Annotated in this window: 20 protein-coding genes; 18 read left to right on the forward strand and 2 right to left on the reverse strand. The window is 44.8% G+C overall.

The genetic code is table 11. From position 1 onward, the window contains the following. Positions 1-141 precede the first annotated feature (141 nt). The 17 genes from aspS (at position 142) to nadA (ending at position 16,735) form a co-directional block, all read left to right on the forward strand. On the forward strand, positions 142-1,920 hold the full coding sequence (aspS, locus tag OCV20_RS06040) for an aspartate--tRNA ligase (protein ID WP_086775339.1): 1,779 nt from the start codon (positions 142-144) through the stop codon (positions 1,918-1,920). A gap of 171 nt (positions 1,921-2,091) precedes the next feature. Then, complete coding sequence (gene ruvC, locus OCV20_RS06045) at positions 2,092-2,613, forward strand: crossover junction endodeoxyribonuclease RuvC (RefSeq protein ID WP_004736470.1); 522 nt, start codon at positions 2,092-2,094, stop codon at positions 2,611-2,613. Positions 2,614-2,809: 196 nt separating this feature from the next. Then, on the forward strand, positions 2,810-4,264 hold the full coding sequence (locus OCV20_RS06050) for a methyl-accepting chemotaxis protein (protein WP_086775340.1): 1,455 nt from the start codon (positions 2,810-2,812) through the stop codon (positions 4,262-4,264). A 98-nt stretch (positions 4,265-4,362) separates the two neighbouring features. After that, a complete protein-coding gene (ruvA, locus tag OCV20_RS06055) occupies positions 4,363-4,974 on the forward strand; it encodes a Holliday junction branch migration protein RuvA (RefSeq protein ID WP_050621822.1) in 612 nt (203 codons plus the stop codon). 103 nt (positions 4,975-5,077) lie between these two features. Next, the gene (ruvB, locus tag OCV20_RS06060; protein WP_017062078.1) at positions 5,078-6,094 is read left to right on the forward strand and encodes a Holliday junction branch migration DNA helicase RuvB; all 1,017 of its coding nucleotides are present in this window, start codon (positions 5,078-5,080) and stop codon (positions 6,092-6,094) included. A 552-nt stretch (positions 6,095-6,646) separates the two neighbouring features. Next, the gene (gene cydA, locus OCV20_RS06065; RefSeq protein WP_048616295.1) at positions 6,647-8,233 is read left to right on the forward strand and encodes a cytochrome ubiquinol oxidase subunit I; all 1,587 of its coding nucleotides are present in this window, start codon (positions 6,647-6,649) and stop codon (positions 8,231-8,233) included. A 13-nt stretch (positions 8,234-8,246) separates the two neighbouring features. Next, positions 8,247-9,383: a cytochrome d ubiquinol oxidase subunit II gene (gene cydB / locus OCV20_RS06070; protein WP_019821033.1), complete on the forward strand. Its 1,137-nt coding sequence runs from the start codon at positions 8,247-8,249 to the stop codon at positions 9,381-9,383. Between the two features lie 31 nt (positions 9,384-9,414). Further along, positions 9,415-9,522 carry a cytochrome bd-I oxidase subunit CydX gene (gene cydX, locus OCV20_RS06075; RefSeq protein ID WP_000270284.1) on the forward strand — a complete coding sequence of 36 codons (108 nt, stop codon included), beginning with the start codon at positions 9,415-9,417 and terminating at the stop codon, positions 9,520-9,522. Next, positions 9,515-9,817 (forward strand): cyd operon protein YbgE, encoded by a 303-nt coding sequence (gene ybgE, locus OCV20_RS06080; protein WP_017067532.1) that lies wholly within the window; start codon positions 9,515-9,517, stop codon positions 9,815-9,817. The genes cydX and ybgE overlap by 8 nt, the downstream gene beginning before the upstream one ends. A 166-nt stretch (positions 9,818-9,983) precedes the next feature. Next, on the forward strand, positions 9,984-10,427 hold the full coding sequence (ybgC, locus tag OCV20_RS06085) for a tol-pal system-associated acyl-CoA thioesterase (RefSeq protein WP_331250770.1): 444 nt from the start codon (positions 9,984-9,986) through the stop codon (positions 10,425-10,427). Continuing rightward, positions 10,417-11,100 (forward strand): protein TolQ, encoded by a 684-nt coding sequence (tolQ, locus tag OCV20_RS06090; protein ID WP_017062073.1) that lies wholly within the window; start codon positions 10,417-10,419, stop codon positions 11,098-11,100. The genes ybgC and tolQ overlap by 11 nt, the downstream gene beginning before the upstream one ends. A gap of 3 nt (positions 11,101-11,103) precedes the next feature. After that, positions 11,104-11,547, forward strand: a complete 444-nt coding sequence (tolR, locus tag OCV20_RS06095; RefSeq protein WP_017062072.1) for a protein TolR — start codon at positions 11,104-11,106, stop codon at positions 11,545-11,547. A gap of 13 nt (positions 11,548-11,560) precedes the next feature. Further along, positions 11,561-12,628, forward strand: a complete 1,068-nt coding sequence (gene tolA / locus OCV20_RS06100) for a cell envelope integrity protein TolA (RefSeq protein WP_086775341.1) — start codon at positions 11,561-11,563, stop codon at positions 12,626-12,628. Positions 12,629-12,640: 12 nt separating this feature from the next. Next, positions 12,641-13,993 (forward strand): Tol-Pal system beta propeller repeat protein TolB, encoded by a 1,353-nt coding sequence (gene tolB, locus OCV20_RS06105; RefSeq protein ID WP_050643802.1) that lies wholly within the window; start codon positions 12,641-12,643, stop codon positions 13,991-13,993. Positions 13,994-14,106: 113 nt separating this feature from the next. After that, a complete protein-coding gene (gene pal / locus OCV20_RS06110) occupies positions 14,107-14,649 on the forward strand; it encodes a peptidoglycan-associated lipoprotein Pal (RefSeq protein WP_017062069.1) in 543 nt (180 codons plus the stop codon). A 33-nt stretch (positions 14,650-14,682) separates the two neighbouring features. Further along, a complete protein-coding gene (gene ybgF, locus OCV20_RS06115; protein ID WP_048612755.1) occupies positions 14,683-15,465 on the forward strand; it encodes a tol-pal system protein YbgF in 783 nt (260 codons plus the stop codon). 208 nt (positions 15,466-15,673) lie between these two features. Then, entirely contained in the window at positions 15,674-16,735 is a 1,062-nt protein-coding gene (nadA, locus tag OCV20_RS06120; protein WP_017062067.1) for a quinolinate synthase NadA, read from the forward strand. 13 nt (positions 16,736-16,748) lie between these two features. Here nadA and OCV20_RS06125 read toward each other — a convergent pair whose 3' ends face one another. Beyond that, positions 16,749-16,877 (reverse strand): hypothetical protein, encoded by a 129-nt coding sequence (locus OCV20_RS06125; RefSeq protein WP_261881429.1) that lies wholly within the window; start codon positions 16,875-16,877, stop codon positions 16,749-16,751. A gap of 30 nt (positions 16,878-16,907) precedes the next feature. On the opposite strand from OCV20_RS06125, the gene OCV20_RS06130 reads away from it, so the two are divergent. After that, a complete protein-coding gene (locus tag OCV20_RS06130) occupies positions 16,908-17,939 on the forward strand; it encodes a potassium channel family protein (RefSeq protein ID WP_019821052.1) in 1,032 nt (343 codons plus the stop codon). Between the two features lie 77 nt (positions 17,940-18,016). On the opposite strand, the gene OCV20_RS06135 is transcribed toward OCV20_RS06130, so the two are convergent. Next, the gene (locus tag OCV20_RS06135) at positions 18,017-18,586 is read right to left on the reverse strand and encodes a UPF0149 family protein (protein ID WP_017062064.1); all 570 of its coding nucleotides are present in this window, start codon (positions 18,584-18,586) and stop codon (positions 18,017-18,019) included. Positions 18,587-18,670: the final 84 nt, after the last annotated feature.

Below are 18,670 nucleotides of genomic sequence, written 5' to 3' on the forward strand. Positions count from 1 at the left end.
CAGATAAAACACAATAAATTCGAATGCGGAAGGTCGATTTTAAGCGAGTTTCCGCGTATAAATGATCCTTTGCTCTGTAGGGCTATTCTGATACCTACAGCTTGGAAATTAGTAAATTATTAAGAGATTGGGAAATTCATTATGCGTACCCATTACTGTGGTAACCTGAACAAGTCCCTGGCGGGACAAACTGTAGAACTGTGCGGCTGGGTAAACCGTCGCCGTGATTTAGGCGGTCTTATCTTTATTGATATGCGTGATCGTGAAGGCATCGTTCAGGTTGTTGTCGATCCAGATATGAAAGATATCTTCCCGATCGCTAACCAACTGCGTAATGAATTCTGTATCAAGTTTACTGGTGAAGTACGTGTTCGTCCGGACAGCCAAGTAAATAAAGACATGGCTACTGGTGAAGTAGAACTTTACGCGACTGGTCTAGAGATCATCAACCGTTCAGAAGCGCTTCCACTAGACTTCAACCAAACGAACTCTGAAGAGCAGCGTCTTAAGTACCGTTACATCGATCTTCGTCGTCCAGAAATGAGCGACCGTATCAAGCTTCGTGCACGTGCTTCTAGCTTCGTTCGTCGTTTCCTAGATGAGAACCTATTCCTAGACATCGAAACGCCAGTACTAACAAAAGCGACACCAGAAGGTGCTCGTGACTACCTAGTACCAAGCCGTGTTCACAAAGGTAGCTTCTACGCACTTCCTCAATCTCCTCAGCTGTTCAAGCAACTGCTGATGATGTCTGGTTTTGACCGTTACTACCAAATCGTTAAATGTTTCCGTGATGAAGATTTACGTGCTGACCGTCAGCCTGAATTTACTCAAATCGATATCGAAACATCTTTCATGACTTCTCAAGAAGTACGTAACGTGACTGAGAAGCTTGTTCACGATATGTGGAAAGAACTTCTAGATGTTGAACTAGGTCAATTCCCAGTAATGCCTTTCTCTGAAGCGATTCGTCGTTTCGGTTCTGATAAGCCAGACCTACGTAACCCACTAGAGCTAGTTGACGTTGCTGACTTGGTTAAAGACGTTGAGTTCAAAGTATTCTCTGGCCCAGCTAACGACGAAAAAGGTCGCGTAGCGGTTATCCGTGTACCAGGTGGTGCTAAGCTAACTCGTAAGCAAATCGACGGTTACGCTGAACACGTAAACATCTACGGCGCGAAAGGCTTAGCTTGGATGAAGGTTAACGACCGTGCTGCAGGCATGGAAGGTATTCAATCTCCAGTTGCTAAGTTCCTAAGCGAAGACGTAATCAACGGTATTCTAGATCGCACTCAAGCTGAATCTGGCGATATCATTCTGTTCGGCGCAGACAAAGCGGGCATCGTTGCTGAAGCAATGGGCGCACTTCGTCTTAAACTAGGTACGGATCTAGAGCTAACAGACACATCTGCATGGGCTCCACTGTGGGTTGTTGACTTCCCAATGTTCGAAGAAGACGGCGAAGGTAACCTACACGCAATGCACCACCCATTCACATCACCACTAAGTGTGAACGCGGAAGAGCTAAAAGCGAACCCAGCAGCAGCAAACTCTGATGCATACGACATGGTAATCAACGGCTACGAAGTAGGCGGCGGTTCTGTACGTATTCACAACGCAGAAATGCAAACAGCGGTATTTGGTATCCTAGGTATCGAAGCACAAGAGCAACAAGAGAAGTTCGGCTTCCTACTTGAAGCACTTAAGTACGGTACGCCACCTCACGCAGGTCTAGCATTCGGTCTTGACCGTCTAGCAATGCTGCTTTGTGGTACTGAGAACATCCGTGACGTTATCGCATTCCCGAAAACAACAGCTGCAGCATGTCTACTAACAGACGCGCCAAGCCTAGCGAACCCAGCATCACTGGAAGAGCTAGCAATCGCAGTTAAATTGGCAGAGAAAAAAGAGCAAGCGTAAGCCTGTTATCTTTTCTTGTTGATGAAGAGCTCCTACTTGATAGAGAGCTCTTAATTAATTAGCCGAGACTTGCCAGTAAATTAGAAAATGCCCGTTAATTTGACGGGCATTTTTTTTTGCGTTCGATATACTAAGCTCATAAAGCATGTATAAATAATCAGTATTGAAGTTATGTCTATTATCTTAGGGATTGACCCTGGCTCGCGTATTACCGGCTATGGCGTGATTCGTCAAAATGGTCGCCATCTATATTACTTAGGTAGCGGTTGTATCCGCACCTCTGAAAAAGAATTGCCGGGCCGACTCAAACAAATCTACGCAGGTGTGAGCGAAATCATCACTCAGTTTCAGCCGGATGTGTTTGCGATAGAGCAGGTCTTCATGGCGAAGAATGCGGATTCTGCACTTAAGCTGGGACAAGCTCGTGGCAGTGCGATAGTGGCAGCGGTAAATGCTGATCTGCCCGTTCATGAATATGCGGCTCGCCTAATCAAACAAGCAGTGACAGGTAATGGTGGTGCAGATAAGTCTATGGTTCAGAACATGGTGATGAGCATGCTTAAGTTACCCGCTAAACCACAGGCCGATGCTGCCGATGCTCTAGGCGTAGCGATCACTCACGCCAACACCAATAAAACCTTGGTAGCTCTTGCTGGTAAAGCGACAGGCGCGAGAAAAGGGCGTTACCGTTAATCTCATCCCTCTATTTTCTGAAAGCTTGCATTACTTGAGCCTGACGCTTCGTTTGGCTCATATCAAAACAATACTCACCTAAATCCTTGATGAAATGAGATCTTTCGAACAGAACCCAGATAATAACATTGCGTATCATTTAACATGTCATTAACATTGGTCGGAGGTCTTACAAGTTAATCAAGGATGATCACTGATGAACCCAATCAAGCTGTGGCGCGCGCTGTTTCTACCCAAAAGTAATGGATGGAATAGCAACGAAGTCAGACAAGCCGATATCTTATTACTCTTCACTTTTATCGCATTCTTCGTGGGTGTCTACAGCCTCATCAAGTGGACCAAGCATGAAGAGCAATTACTGGTTGCCACTTCCGTATTTCTTATCGCCTTTGAATTAGTTTCAGCGCTTTTATTACGCATTACCCGAAAGCCTAGCTTGGCATTGAACTTTGGCTTTGTCGGCATGGCGGTGCACGCCCTGAATATCATCTACCAAAGCGGTGGCGTGGTTGAGTCTACTCAGGCTTATTGGGTGCCGTTGTTAGTGGTTGCTTTTTTCCTGTCAGGAACTCGGATTGTCGCCCTTGTATGGAGTGGGTTAGTGATTGGCGTTTCACTGGTGATGACTTCAGCTCATCTTGATGGCTTTGAATTTCCGCAGTTAGTACTTACTCCGGAAGCGATAGTGGTTGAAACGTGGTCTGGTGTGATCATGCCGCTGGTGGTGATTTGCATTGCTCAAGCCTTTACCGCTAAGCAAAAAGAGGTGGCGATTGAAATGGCAGAAGATGCGATTTCGGAAAGCCAACAGATTGCCAATCAAGCGACGCAAAGTGAAGGTCGACTTTCTATTGTCCTTGACCAAGCGAACTCAAACTCTGAAAGCTTACAGGGCGTATCTGTCCATTTAGATCAGCAGTCTCAAGATCTGCATGCTCAAGTTGAAGTGTTGAACATCAATTGCGAATCTCAGGCGAGTGCAGCAGAACAGATGAGCCAACAACTGCATCAAATGACTCAAGGCATCGAAGAATCCAATTCATTCGTGGGTGAACTGAAAGAGCGCAGTGAAGCGGTCGGAACCAAAGCGCAGAAGAGTTCAGAATCACTAGAAGCCTCAACCAGTGCAATCAGCCAGATCATTCAAAGTAATCAAGAGATCATGAAAGTCGCTGATTTGATTACCTCGGTTGCTGAGCAAACCAACTTATTAGCTCTTAACGCAGCAATAGAAGCAGCACGCGCCGGAGAGCAAGGGCGAGGTTTTGCGGTAGTTGCAGACCAAGTGAGAGAGCTATCGGCGAAAAGTAGCCACTCCGCGATAGAAATTCGAACCTTATTAGACCGAAGTAAAGAAGAAGTGGAACATGGAAGAGCCATCATTGAAACCACGGCCAATGAAATGAACGGCATTATCTCCGAGGTTCAAACCATCTCGACCGACGTTAACCAACTGACTAATATTATGGCGATGCAGATGAGCTCATTGAAAGAACTCGATCTCGCGAGTTCAGAAGTGGCACAGAGCGTTGCAGAAACTAAATCCGTGTCAGGTTTAGTCGCTAATTATGGTTCTGAACTGACCGGGCATGTCACCTCAGTAAAAGAACTGGTCGAAAGCTTAAACAGCGTGGTTTCCCAAGCTAAGTAAGCTTAAATAAATCATCCTAATAAACACAAAGAACTGGATAAGCATCCAGTTCTTTTATATTCTGTCCCTCAAATTATATTCCATCAAGAGAGTGAATTGTGATCGGACGTCTACGCGGTACATTAATAGAAAAACAGCCACCAGAATTACTAATCGAAGTGAGTGGCGTTGGCTATGAAGTTCAAATGCCAATGAGCTGTTTTTATGAATTACCAAATGTGGGCGAAGAGGCAATCATCTACACGCACTTTGTTGTACGTGAAGATGCGCAGCTACTTTATGGTTTTAACACGGTTAAAGAGCGTGCGCTGTTCCGTGAAGTGATCAAAGCAAACGGTGTGGGTCCTAAGCTTGGCCTTGGCATTCTTTCTGGCATGACAGCCAGTCAATTTGTGCAGAGTGTTGAGCGTGAAGACATCTCGACGCTGGTTAAACTTCCGGGTGTGGGTAAGAAAACCGCTGAACGTCTGGTTGTTGAAATGAAAGACCGCCTGAAAGGGTGGGGCGCGGGTGACCTATTTACTCCAGCGACAGATGCAGCTCCGATTGATTCTATGCCAGCCGTTCACGACGCGGAAGAAGAAGCGGTAAGTGCACTACTTGCATTAGGCTACAAGCCGACTCAAGCTTCTAAGGTGGTTTCTCAAGTGGCTAAAGATGGCATGACCAGCGAACAGTTGATTCGCGAAGCTCTGAAATCGATGGTTTAATACCCGATATACTTGTTCGACAAAATAGACTCATTCACTTTGCCTTTACACAGAGTCAAGAAGCGCAGAGTCAACAAGAGCATAGTTAGGAATAGCAGAATTTATGATTGAAGCCGATCGCCTTATTGCACCGGACAACCCAGTATTCAAAGATGAAGATGTCATTGATCGTGCAATACGCCCGAAAGCACTTGCTGACTATCAAGGTCAGGATCACGTTCGCGGCCAGATGGAGATTTTCATCAAAGCGGCACAATTGCGTAACGAGGCGCTCGACCACCTGTTGATATTTGGTCCTCCAGGCTTAGGTAAAACCACGTTGGCGAACATTGTTGCCAATGAGATGGATGTCAACATTCGTACGACTTCGGGCCCTGTTCTAGAAAAAGCGGGTGACCTAGCGGCGCTGCTGACAAATCTTGAAGAAAATGATGTCCTGTTCATTGATGAGATTCACCGTTTAAGCCCTGTGGTTGAAGAGGTGTTGTATCCAGCAATGGAAGACTACCAATTAGATATCATGATTGGTGAAGGCCCAGCGGCACGATCTATCAAGATCGACCTTCCTCCTTTTACTTTGATTGGCGCAACCACTCGTGCTGGCTCACTGACATCGCCGTTACGTGACCGTTTCGGTATTACTCAGCGTCTTGAGTACTACAAGGTTGAAGACCTACAAAACATCGTTCAGCGCAGTGCAGATTGCCTTGGTCTTTCTATGGAGTCCGAAGGGGCGCTAGAAGTTGCTCGCCGAGCTCGTGGTACGCCACGTATTGCTAACCGTCTACTGCGCCGTGTTCGTGATTATGCGGAAGTAAAAGGGGACGGACATATTTGTCCAGAGGTTGCTGACAAAGCGCTAAACATGTTGGATGTCGATGCTAAAGGTTTCGACTACATGGATAGAAAGCTTCTGCTGGCGATTATGGAGAAGTTTGGTGGTGGTCCGGTTGGTATCGACAACATGGCTGCCGCGATTGGTGAAGAGAGAGATACCATTGAAGATGTGTTAGAACCTTACTTGATTCAACAAGGTTACCTACAAAGAACGCCAAGAGGTCGAATCGCGACCGATAGGGCTTATTTACACTTCGGAATAGATAAGCCGTCTAATCGTTAAATTATTCATTTTTAAAGATCCCAGTTGCATAAGCGCTGGGATTTTTTGCTTTTTACTGAATAACAACTCTTTGAGCGAGTCGATAAAAAGACTGAATAGCGGTCATCAAAAATGAAAACTTTGATTGCAGGTTTGATTTGGCTAACAAAAAATGAAATAAGTTGTCATATTTTTTGTTAATACTTTATAGGTAGTTGTAATTCGTATGTTGAGGCGGTGCTGAGCTTTTGTCACAGATATCATGCGCTGTTATTAACTGAGGCTAAATTGGTGTGATTTTAATCATGATTGTTCAAAAATAACTCTAATTTGCTCGAATAAAATTGATACAAATCAACGCAAGGTTCTCCTATAAACCTTTTGAAACATACTGATTTTACCAGTAATATTAGCGCCAGCTATATTAGCTCATGCTTAACAATAATCTAACTATAACGGTACGTTTTTGCTACAAATTTCAATTTGTAATAACAATTACACAAATTGTTTTAACATGGATTTTTGCGGTGATTAATCACACAAGTGTCATTCAGCCGACACAAAGGAGTTACCATGATTGATGTTGTTGATCTGTCGCGATTGCAGTTTGCATTTACAGCGATGTATCACTTCCTATTTGTTCCACTGACACTAGGTATGGCATTTCTACTTGCCATTATGGAGTCAGTTTATGTAATGACTGGCAAGCAAATTTACAAGGACATGACTAAGTTCTGGGGTAAATTGTTTGGTATTAACTTTGCTCTTGGTGTAGCGACAGGCTTAACCATGGAGTTCCAGTTCGGTACTAACTGGTCTTACTATTCTCACTATGTTGGCGACATCTTTGGTGCTCCGCTGGCTATCGAAGCGCTTGTTGCATTCTTCCTAGAGTCTACTTTTGTTGGTCTTTTCTTCTTCGGTTGGGACAGATTGTCGAAGCGTCAACACTTAGCGGTAACTTGGTTAGTAGCACTTGGTTCTAACTTCTCTGCGCTTTGGATCTTGGTAGCTAACGGCTGGATGCAAAACCCAGTGGGTGCGGAATTTAACTTTGAAACTATGCGTATGGAAATGGTGAGCTTCGCTGAAGTTGTACTAAACCCAGTAGCACAGGTTAAATTCGTACACACAGTAGCGTCTGGTTACACAACGGGTGCAATGTTCGTCCTTGGTATCAGCTCATACTACATTCTTAAAGGTCGTGACCTTGCCTTTGCTCGTCGCTCTTTCGCGATTGCAGCATCTTTCGGTATGGCGGCGATCCTGTCAGTAATCGTGCTAGGTGATGAATCTGGTTACGAGCTTGGTGAAGTTCAAAAAGTGAAGCTAGCAGCTATTGAAGCAGAGTGGCACACTGAAGAAGCACCAGCCGCATTTACTGTTTTTGGTATTCCAAACCAAGAAACAATGGATACTGACTACGCAATTAAAATTCCTTACGTAATGGGTATCATCGCAACGCGTTCGCTTGATACTGAAGTAACGGGCCTACGTGACCTACGTGATGACCACGTTGATCGTATCCGTACTGGTATGTACGCGTACGAGCTGCTTGAAAAGCTACGTGCAGGCGATAAGTCTGAAGAAAACATGGCTGCGTTCGACGAAGTGAAAGGTGACCTAGGTTACGGTCTACTTCTTAAGCGCTACACAGACGACGTTGTTGATGCAACAGAAGACCAAATCCAAATGGCTGCGGATGATTCTATCCCAACAGTTTGGCCTCTATTCTGGTCATTCCGTCTGATGGTTGCTTGTGGCTTCATCATGCTGTTTGTATTCGGTGCTGCGTTTGTTCAAACGTGTCGTCAGAAAATCGAACAGAAACCATGGGTACTTAAAGCTGCGCTATTCTCAATCCCACTTCCTTGGATTGCGATTGAAGCAGGTTGGTTCGTTGCTGAGTTTGGTCGTCAACCATGGGCGGTTGGTGAAATCCTACCGGTTAACGTGGCTGCATCAGCACTGACTATTGGACAGCTTTGGACTTCTCTATTCGCTATCCTGGCACTTTACACAGTGTTCTTGATTGCTGAAGTTTACCTAATGCTGAAATTCGCACGTAAAGGTCCAAGTAGCTTGAAGACAGGCCGTTACCACTTCGAACAAAACGATAACTCTGTTGAAGACAAAGTTAGCCGTTCAGTTGAAGTATAAGTGAGGGAATATTATGTTTGATTACGAAAGCTTACGACTTATTTGGTGGGTATTGATCGGTGTTCTACTGGTTGGTTTCGCCGTAACTGATGGCTTTGATATGGGTGTTGCCGCTCTGTCACCTGTTATCGGTAAGAGCGACACTGAACGTCGTATTATGCTAAACACGATTGCCCCTCACTGGGATGGTAACCAAGTTTGGCTTATCACTGCGGGTGGTGCATTGTTTGCTGCATGGCCACTGGTTTACGCGACGTCTTTCTCTGGTTTTTACTTCGCAATGTACGTAACGCTAGCTGCACTTTGGTTACGTCCACTTGCTCTTGACTACCGTTCAAAGATCGAAGATCCAAAATGGCGCAAAACTTGGGACTACGCACTTTGCTTTAGTGGCGCAGTACCACCAATCATTTTCGGTGTGGCATTTGGTAACCTACTACAAGGTGTTCCATTTGAACTGAACGAATTTATGATGTCTAAGTACCATGGTACGTTCTTCGCTCTGCTTAACCCATTTGCATTGCTTTGTGGTGTGTTGGCTCTGATGTTGTTCGTGATGCAAGGTGCAACATGGCTTCAAATGAAGACAACAGAAGAGCTGCACGCTCGTGCTCGTAACGTTGCTCAGATCACTGGCCTAATTGCTATTGCTCTATTCGTTATTGGTGGTTTCTGGGTTCAATCTATCGAAGGCTATGTAATTACGAGCACTATCGATACGTTTGCTGACTCAAACCCACTAAACAAAGAAGTATCACTTCAAGTGGGTGCTTGGATGACAAACTTCGAAACTTATCCAGCAATGTGGGCTGCGCCGATCCTTGGTGTAGCAATGCCACTGCTTGCTGTGATTGCATCTCGCTTTGAGCGTGGTGGTTTCGCATTCTTGTTCTCAAGCCTATCTAACGCTGGTGTTATTTTAACGGCTGGTTTTGCAATGTTCCCATTCGTAATGCCATCAAGCCTGAACCCTAACCAAAGCTTGACTATGTGGGATTCAACAGCAAGTGAGCTAACGCTTGGTCTTATGACTGTCGTTGCGGCGGTAATGGTTCCTGTGATTCTTGGCTACACAACTTGGACATACTACAAAATGTTCGGTCGTCTAGATAAGAAACACATCGAAGATAACGACGTTTCAGCTTACTAAGCTAGAAGTTAAATAACTTAGGAGAAATTTTATGTGGTATTTCGCATGGATTTTGGGTGTACTTCTAGCATGTGCATTCGGCATCATCAATGCTCTATGGCTAGAGCATTCAGAAATGATGGACAAAGACAGTGAGTAATCTCGCAGAGCAAATTGCTAAGCTGCATCAACCAATGGATAAGACTCTGCTTAGAGCCTTATCCCTAGTATTGGGTTTCATGCATGTGGGTTTAGTTATGTGGGATCCTGAAGCGTATGCGACAAGCATCGGTGGCTTTAACGCGATCATCGGGCCAATGTTCATTTGGGCAGTATGCTCAAGCATGGTTTACGGTATCGGATTTAAGCCAAGAGCTTGGATGTGGCAGCTACTGTTTAGCCCATACGTTTCACTCACAATTTTGCTCTACCTAACGACGCTGCGCCTTCTATAAAAGGCAAAGGATTTAGGTTCATAACAACGTGAACCTTTATACTTGTTGGGTTTTTAGCCAAAAAGAGGTCATCTTATACAGATGGCCTTTTTTTTCGTCTCTCAAATCAAAAAATTCACAGCGATATACTATTAATGATAAGGAGTTAGGTTATAGTGAGATCTTTATCGTTTGGGATTGTGGTAGCAAATTGCAGGGATTATCTAAGCCATTTACGTGGCCAGTGACAGTGTATTACGAAGACACCGATGCGGGTGGCGTTGTATACCATTCAAACTATCTTAAGTTTTTCGAACGCGCTCGAACTGAGATGCTGCGCTCAATTGGCGTTTCTCAGCAAGTATTGTTAGAACAAAACATCGGTTTTGTAGTCCGACATATGGACATTGATTTTATTCAAGGCGCGCGTCTTGATGATTCTTTACAAGTCATTACAAATATTTACGAGTTGAAGCGAGCTACCTTGGTCTTCTGTCAAGAGATCGTAAATCCTGATGGCAAAGCATTGTGTAAAGCAATGGTTAAGGTAGCATGTATCGACAATCAAAAAATGAAACCAAAGGCAATGCCAACATTTATTCTTACGGAGCTAACGAATAGTGACTGCTGAAATCTCAATCTTAGGCCTAATTTTAGAAGCTAGTTTACTAGTTAAGATGGTCATGCTGACTCTTATGGGCATGTCTGTTGTTTCTTGGGCGATGATCATAAAAAGAAGTAAAGTGTTATCTCAAGCTTCTAAACAAACAGAAGTGTTTGAAGACAAATTTTGGTCAGGCGTTGATCTTGCAAAACTGTACCAAGAGAGCAACAAACGTAAAGACGAGCTTTCTGGTACTGAAGAAATATTCTACGCAGGCTTTACTGAGTTCGCTCGCCTTCGTAAATCGAATGCAACATCACCTGACTTCATCATGGAAGGCACTGGCCGTGCGATGCGCGTTGCCGTTGCTCGCGAAGTCGATGAACTAGAAACTAACTTACCTTTCTTGGCGACTGTTGGTTCTATCAGTCCATACATCGGCCTATTTGGTACGGTTTGGGGCATCATGCACTCATTCATCGCGTTAGGTGAAGTGAAGCAGGCGACGCTCGCAATGGTTGCCCCTGGTATTGCAGAAGCACTGATCGCAACAGCAATGGGTCTATTTGCTGCGATTCCAGCGGTAATGGCGTACAACCGCTTCAGCAGCCGAGTAGGCAAGTTAGAGCACAACTACGCGACTTTCTCTGAAGAGTTCCACAGTATTCTTCACCGTCAAGCGATGGCTGGCAGGGAATAATAGATGGCTGGATACCAACCTAAAAAACGCAAAATGACAGCAGAGATTAACGTTGTACCTTACATCGACGTTATGCTTGTTTTGCTGATCATTTTTATGGTGACTTCGCCGTTTGTTACTCAAGGCGTTGACGTTGAATTGCCTCAGGCTTCAACGGCTAAATCGGCACAAGACCTACTTGGTGACGACAACGCAAGTTTTATCATCGTTGAAGTGAACAAAGACGGTGAACTTGGCTTGAGCGTTAATGATGAAGAAGTACAGCGTGGCTTATCTATGGAAGATATTATCGTCCGAGTGAAAGCTGAGTTGTCTTTGAAGCCAAACTCTCCAGTGGCGGTTGGTGGTGATGCCGCAACGCCATACGCTGAAGTGGTTTTATTACTTGATGAATTAAGCCGTGCAGGTGTGCCAAAGGTTGGCCTTTTAACGGATATAAGGGAATAGCTCCGTAGCATTCATGAAAGCGAATAATAAAAAATCCAATAATTTCAGATCACCGCTTCTTATTTCTCTTGGGCTGCACGTCATTTTATTCGTTGCGCTCATTTGGGGAGCGGATTTCACGATGTCAGAACCTAAGCCGACAGGTCAGATGGTTCAAGCTGTGGTGATTGATCCTCAGTTGGTTCGTCAGCAAGCTCAACAGATTCGTCAACAAAGAGAAGCGGCGAGCAAGAAAGAGCAAGAGCGTCTAGACAAACTGAGACGTGAAAGCGAACGACTTGAAAAGAATCGTAAAGCTGAAGAAGAAAATATTCGCAAGCTAAAAGAACAGCAAGCGAAAGAAGCTAAAGCAACTCGTGAAGCTGAAAAGCGTCGAGTTGAGAAAGAGAAACAACGCAAAGCTGAAGAAGCGCGTTTACAGCAAGAGCAAAAGAAAGCCGCTAAAGCAGAAGCTGACCGTAAGCTAAAAGAAGCGGCGTTAGTGAAAGCCGAGAACGAGCGTAAAGCCAAAGAAGCGGCAATCGCAAAAGCTGAACAAGAACGCGTGGCAAAAGAAAAAGCCACGAAAGAGGCAGCAGACAAAGCTCGTAAAGAGAAAGAAGCCGCTGAACGCGCTGAAAAGCAGCGCATAGCGAAAGAGAAAGAAGCGGCAGCCGCAGCAGAGAAAGCCCGTAAGGCAAAAGAAGCTGCAGCAAAAGCAGAAAAAGAGCGTAAACAGCAAGAAGCCGCATTGAACGATATCTTTGCTGGCCTTGAAACGGAAGCGACTCAAAACTCTTCAGCAAGACAACAATTTATTAGTGATGAGGCGCAACGTTACGGTGCTATCTATACCCAACTGATTCAACAGAACCTGTTGTTAGAAGACAGCTATCGAGGACGCTCATGTCGAGTGAACCTTAAGCTTATTCCAACCGGCTCTAATGCGATATTGGGTAGCTTGAGTATCTTAGATGGCGATAGCCGTTTATGTGCAGCAACCAAGCGTGCGGTGGCACAAGTGCAATCTTATCCGTTGCCTAAAGACCCAGACATTGTGAACTCACTGAAAGACATTAACTTAACTGTATCACCAGAGTAAAAGGACGAACTTGTGTTAAAGAAACTATTACTGAGTTTTGTTTTCTTAATAGCTACAAACAGCCAGTTTGCACATGCAGCGCTGGAGCTGGTTATTACAGACGGTATTAACTCTGCAAGACCTATCGCTATTGTACCTTTCCGTTGGGAAGGCTCAGAGCCATTGCCGCACGATGTATCAGCGGTTATCGCTTCTGACTTACAACGCAGTGGTAAATTCAGCCCAGTTGCAACAAGCAAAATGCCTCAAACACCTTACAGCGAAGGTGAGGTGAATTTTGATGCTTGGACTAACCTAGGTGTTGATTCACTGCTAACCGGTAGCATCACTAAAAATGCCGAAGGGCAGTATGTGGTGAACTACCAACTGATCGACATTGTTCGTGGTCAACTGACTAAAGGACAAAGCCGCGCACTAAGCGATGAAGGCCAATTGGTACTTTCTAAAGATCACGTGTTGTTCAACAAGAAAGCGACAGTGCCTGGTAAACGCTTGAGAGAGTATGCACACCGTATCTCGGACTTAGTGTATGAAGAGCTAACCGGTGAGAAAGGCGCGTTCTTAACTCGTATCTCTTACGTAGTTGTAAACGACAAAGACAAGTACCCATATCAACTTCGTGTTGCTGACTACGATGGCTTTAACGAGCGTTTAGTCCTTCGTTCTAAGCAACCTCTGATGTCACCTGCATGGTCACCAGACGGTAAAAAGCTTGCTTATGTGAGTTTCCAAAATGGCCAAGCGGAAATATTCATCATGAATATTTACACTGGTGAACGTGAGAAGGTGACGTCATACCCTCGTCATAATGGTGCGCCAAGATTCTCGCCAGATGGAAAAACATTGGCATTGGTATTGTCGAAAACAGGCAGCCTTCAGGTGTACACACTTGACCTTGCTAGCCGTAAGCTGACTCAAATTACCCGCGGCCGTTCTAATAATACTGAACCATTCTGGCACCCAGATGGCAAGTCTCTTATTTTCACATCGGATCGTGGTGGTAAACCACAGATTTATAATGTAAATTTGTCCAATAATTCGACTTCTCGTATTACTTGGCAAGGTAGCCAAAACTTAGGTGGCCAGATCACCCCTGATGGTCGATTCCTTATTATGGTGAATCGCAGTAACTCAGGCTTTAACTTGGCTAAGCAAGATTTGGAAACCGGTGCAGTTCAGGTACTAACAAAAACATTGTTAGATGAGTCTCCAAGTATTGCACCGAATGGAGGTATGGTTATCTATAGCTCTATTTACAACAAAACAAATGTACTATCGATGGTTTCTATCGATGGCCGTTTTAAAGCTAGATTACCGGCAACTAACGGACGTGTAAGAGCGCCTGCGTGGTCACCGTTTCTCTAGTTAATTTGATACATTCTTTTAGCTATTGATAGTGTTAACTATTGTGGCATTTAACTATCTATAGCACTCTTAGTCGCTGTAGAAACTAAGTTTGATAACGTAAGGAAAAAAAGATGCAACTTAACAAAGTTCTTAAAGGCTTGATGATTGCACTACCAGTGATGGCAGTAACGGCATGTAGCTCAACTGATGAAGCAACATCTGCAACATCTGGTACAGAAAGCAACCAAACAACTTCAGGTTCAGAAGGCAACGTAGACACAACTGTTGTAACGCCAATTGACGCTAACGGTCAACTGTCTGAGCAAGAGCTTAAAGAGCAAGCGCTACGTGAAACTCAAACAATCTACTTCGCATTCGATAACTCTACTATCGCTGGCGATTACGAAGAAATGCTAGCAGCTCACGCAGCATACCTAGTTAAGAACGTTGACATGAACGTTACTATCGAAGGTCACGCTGATGAGCGCGGTACTCCTGAGTACAACATCGCACTTGGCGAGCGTCGTGCACAAGCTGTAGCGAAATACCTACAAGCTCTAGGTGTTCAAGCTGACCAAATCTCTATCGTAAGCTACGGTGAAGAGAAGCCACTTCTTCTAGGTCAATCTGAAGATGTGTACGCTAAAAACCGTCGCGCAGTACTAGTTTACTAATTTTAGTAGACTATATAATTGAGGAATTGCCTCATGTTCAGTAACACAAAGCGAGTCATTTTGCTTTCGTTACTGGCAAGTGCAGCGAACACCGCGTTCGCTGCACCAGCTCCAGTATCCGATCTCAATAGCACCGCAACCAATTCATCATCTTCCTCTCGATCAGCATCTAACGAATCAGATATTGAGCGTTTAGAGCGCCTGCTTCAAAATCGCAATCTCGTTCAGCTTCAAATGCAACAGCAAATCGACGACATGGCACTGGAGATCAGTGAACTTCGTGGTGAGCTGGAACGAAACAGCTACGATATGAAGCAAATGCTAGAGCGTCAGCGTGAACTGTTCATTGAACTGGACCGCGTAAGAGGCGAGGTGAAAGCAGCAGGAACAGCAACGGTAGCAGTGGCGGCGAGCGAAGGCTCTAAAGACGCTTCTGGTACGTTCAGTACTGATGTGGATGAGCAAACTGCTTATCAAAATGCTGTAGATATGATTCTAAAGCAACGAGACTACACGGGTGCTATCGCTGCATTCCAAAAGTTTCAAAAAGACTTCCCAGATTCTACCTTCACACCTAACTCACATTACTGGTTAGGTCAGCTTTATTTCGCTAAGAAGCAAGATAAAGAAGCGGTGAAGAGCTTCGCTGCTGTTGTGTCTTACAAAGACTCAAACAAGCGAGCAGATGCACTGGTTAAGCTTGGTGACATAGCTGCGCGCAACAACAACGCGACGCAAGCTAAGAAATATTACCAACAAGTCGTAACCGAGTACCCAAACAGTGCTTCGGCTAAAGTGGCCAAAACCCACTTATAAACAAATAGGGGTGCTTAGGCGCCTCTTTTTTATACTTGTTCACTTCCGATTAGTGTTTACTCATCTTGTTAGTGATGCCAACGCATCGCCTTGTTTATGCGTTTTAAGCATTAGCTAGCCACCGCTTGCAACCAATCCTTTTTGATCCCAATCGCTGTCCTGTGTAGAATACTCTAATTCTCGGAAGAAGTTGCGTAGAGCAAGAGCAATGAGTCATATACTAGATAAAATCGATACAGTTTACCCGTTTCCGCCTAAGCCAGTTCCATTGAGCGATGCTCAGAAACAGGCCCACATCGCAAACATCAAAAAACTACTTCAAGAAAAAGATGCAGTTCTAATTGCACACTACTACACCGATCCTGAAATTCAGGCTCTGGCAGAAGAAACTGGTGGTTTCGTTGGCGATTCATTAGAAATGGCTAAGTTCGGTAACCGTCACTCAGCAAGCACTTTGATCATCGCTGGTGTTCGTTTCATGGGTGAGTCTGCAAAGATTCTTACTCCTGAAAAACGCATTCTAATGCCAACACTTGAAGCTGAATGTTCGCTTGACCTTGGCTGTCCAGCTGACAAATTTACAGAATTTTGTGATGCTCACCCTGACCACACCGTGGTTGTATACGCGAATACCTCTGCAGCTGTTAAAGCTCGTGCAGACTGGGTAGTGACGTCGAGCATCGCTTTAGAAATCGTTGAAAGCTTAGACGCTGAAGGCAAACCCATTATTTGGGGTCCAGACCGTCACCTAGGTTCTTACATCGCAAATCAAACTGGCGCTGACATGTTGCTTTGGCAAGGTGAGTGTATCGTTCATGATGAGTTCTCAGCTGATGCTCTGAAGAAAATGAAATCGGTATACCCAGAAGCGGCTATCTTGGTTCACCCAGAATCACCAGCAAGTGTGGTTGAACTGGCTGACGCTGTAGGCTCAACAAGCCAACTGATCAAGAAAGCAAAAGAGCTGCCTCATCCACAGATGATTGTTGCGACAGACAAAGGCATCTTCTTCAAGATGCAGCAATTGGTTCCTGAAAAAGAGCTAATTGAAGCGCCTACAGCGGGTGCTGGTGCAACGTGTCGTAGCTGCGCACACTGTCCTTGGATGGCAATGAACGGCCTTGAAGCGATTGAAAACGCGCTTGAGAATGGTGGTGAGCAACACGAGATCTTCGTTTCTGACGAATTACGCGTTAAGTCTCTTATTCCATTGAACCGCATGCTAGATTTTGCAGAGCAGTTAAATGTGCAGGTAAAAGGTAACGCGTAAGTCGTTCTTTTATCTAACCCAAAAAACCAGCCAATAGTGCTGGTTTTTTTGTACCTGCGTATAGGCCGCCAATATCAATCTTGTGGTCATGTATCTTTTTCTGATGATACATCTTGTTGATATCAGGTATTTTTTCTAGCATGTAAGTAAGATCGAAGGATTAGAGGCTCGAATGATAATCTGGTTACAACTCAAACGCTGGATCAAAGCAAACATCTTTGTTTTGAACGGCAAAAACTTACTGTTCACTTTTCTTGGCTACATCGCTTTATCGTGGTCGATGCTGTATTTGGCGGGTGAAACAGATTTAACCAGTTCGGTTACCGTATTCGCTTACTATTTGGTGGTGACGGCTTCTACAGTTGGTTATGGTGATTTATCCCCAACCACGGTAGCGGGGCAGTGGATCGTTATTCTATTTGTGATTCCAGGCGGGTTGAGCCTTTTTGCCGCGTTACTCGGTAAAGTGGCGACAGAAGGTGTTGAATATTGGCGAGCGGGCTTGCTAGGAAAAAGGAGAGTTAGAGTGGACAACCACATTTTGATGTTGGGGTGGAATGAGCAAAGAACCATTCATCTCATCCGCATGCTACAACACGAAGAAACGGGTAAACGACCAATCGTGTTATGTACGCGTTCAGATATCGAGAACCCGTTACCCGGTGAAATCAATTTCGTCAAAGTAAACAGCTACACCGATGGCAAAGAGATGGAGAAAACAGGCATTGAGTCGGCAAGTTGCATCCTGATTGATAACCCAGAAGACGATATTACGTTATCTGCGGCGCTTTACTGTGCCAACCGAAATCCTAAGGCACACCTTCTTGTTTACTTTAAAGATGAAGCGCTGAGCGATTTGTTGCACAAGCATTGCCCTAACTCAGAATGTATTCCAGCGGTAGGTGCTGAGATGCTAGCAAAGGCTGCAGTAGACCCAGGATCAAGTGCGCTTCATCAAGAGTTATTGAGCTCAACAAGAGGTATGACACAGTATTCAACGTACTTCCCTGAAGACGCTGAGCCTGTCACCGTCGCACCTATTTTCTCTGTGTTTAAAGAGAAGTATCAAGCAACACTGATCGCCATTGATACGGGGAGTGGTATTGAACTCAACCCAGAATTAGACCAAGTGGTCAGCAGTGGCACCAAGCTGTTTTATATTGCCGACGAGCGAATTGATGACTTCGATTGGAAAGGCTTCTAAAGCGACTATTTTCATCTCGTCTAGAAACTAAAAAAGGCCTCATAATGAGGCCTTTTTGGCATGTATAAAACTAGCTGTTATTGAGCTTCAGCCAGTGCAATGCCACGCTGCGTTAGTCCGCAAAGCATCACAGGAACAGCGTTAAAGATCTCTTCGAACTGCTCTAGGCCTTCGATGCCTTGCTCTGCAAGCGTAGCAATTGAAGTTTCTGGATCGTAAAGCATGCTCAGTGACAGCAGGACACCGCCAACGAGTGCGTTATCTTCGCTCTCTTCAGGCATTAGTGTTTCCCAATCGTCACGAGCAATCTGCCAGCCTTGAAGCAAGCCTTCACAAAAATCACGAGCGGCAGTGTTCACCACTTCTTCGTCGTCTAATTGACAAGCTTCAGGCCAAACCCAAGTCCCTTCAATCAGTTCAGGGCGGGTTTTATTCCAAAGCTCGATGATAACTTCAATGTAGCTTTCTAGCTGTTCACCATCCGTAAAAGGTGCGACTTCTTCGCCACCCCATAAGAACGGTAGCCACTCATGCGGGGTTAACACATTCGGTGCCGCTGCCATTGCAGTGACAAAGCCCATTGTTTTGTGTTCTGTGATTAGCTTTCCTTCCAACTCTGGAAGCGCAAGAATATCTTGTAAAGTCAAAGTGAGGTACCGTAAAAGGGAACATATTTGCGCTTATAGTACCAATGAACTTGTGCCAATCAAGCTTCAATCTAAAAAGGCTTG

This window comes from Vibrio coralliirubri, assembly GCF_024347375.1.
GTDB lineage: Bacteria > Pseudomonadota > Gammaproteobacteria > Enterobacterales > Vibrionaceae > Vibrio > Vibrio coralliirubri.

Coding starts and splice junctions, on each gene's coding strand:
- cydA (WP_048616295.1), top strand. CDS start 6,647: ATGATTGATGTTGTTGATCTGTCGCGATTGCAGTTTGCATTTACAGCG.
- ruvB (WP_017062078.1), top strand. CDS start 5,078: ATGATTGAAGCCGATCGCCTTATTGCACCGGACAACCCAGTATTCAAA.
- OCV20_RS06130 (WP_019821052.1), top strand. CDS start 16,908: ATGATAATCTGGTTACAACTCAAACGCTGGATCAAAGCAAACATCTTT.
- pal (WP_017062069.1), top strand. CDS start 14,107: ATGCAACTTAACAAAGTTCTTAAAGGCTTGATGATTGCACTACCAGTG.
- OCV20_RS06125 (WP_261881429.1), bottom strand. CDS start 16,877: ATGCTAGAAAAAATACCTGATATCAACAAGATGTATCATCAGAAAAAG.
- tolR (WP_017062072.1), top strand. CDS start 11,104: ATGGCTGGATACCAACCTAAAAAACGCAAAATGACAGCAGAGATTAAC.
- OCV20_RS06050 (WP_086775340.1), top strand. CDS start 2,810: ATGAACCCAATCAAGCTGTGGCGCGCGCTGTTTCTACCCAAAAGTAAT.
- ruvC (WP_004736470.1), top strand. CDS start 2,092: ATGTCTATTATCTTAGGGATTGACCCTGGCTCGCGTATTACCGGCTAT.
- cydB (WP_019821033.1), top strand. CDS start 8,247: ATGTTTGATTACGAAAGCTTACGACTTATTTGGTGGGTATTGATCGGT.
- aspS (WP_086775339.1), top strand. CDS start 142: ATGCGTACCCATTACTGTGGTAACCTGAACAAGTCCCTGGCGGGACAA.
- ybgF (WP_048612755.1), top strand. CDS start 14,683: ATGTTCAGTAACACAAAGCGAGTCATTTTGCTTTCGTTACTGGCAAGT.
- cydX (WP_000270284.1), top strand. CDS start 9,415: ATGTGGTATTTCGCATGGATTTTGGGTGTACTTCTAGCATGTGCATTC.
- nadA (WP_017062067.1), top strand. CDS start 15,674: ATGAGTCATATACTAGATAAAATCGATACAGTTTACCCGTTTCCGCCT.
- tolA (WP_086775341.1), top strand. CDS start 11,561: ATGAAAGCGAATAATAAAAAATCCAATAATTTCAGATCACCGCTTCTT.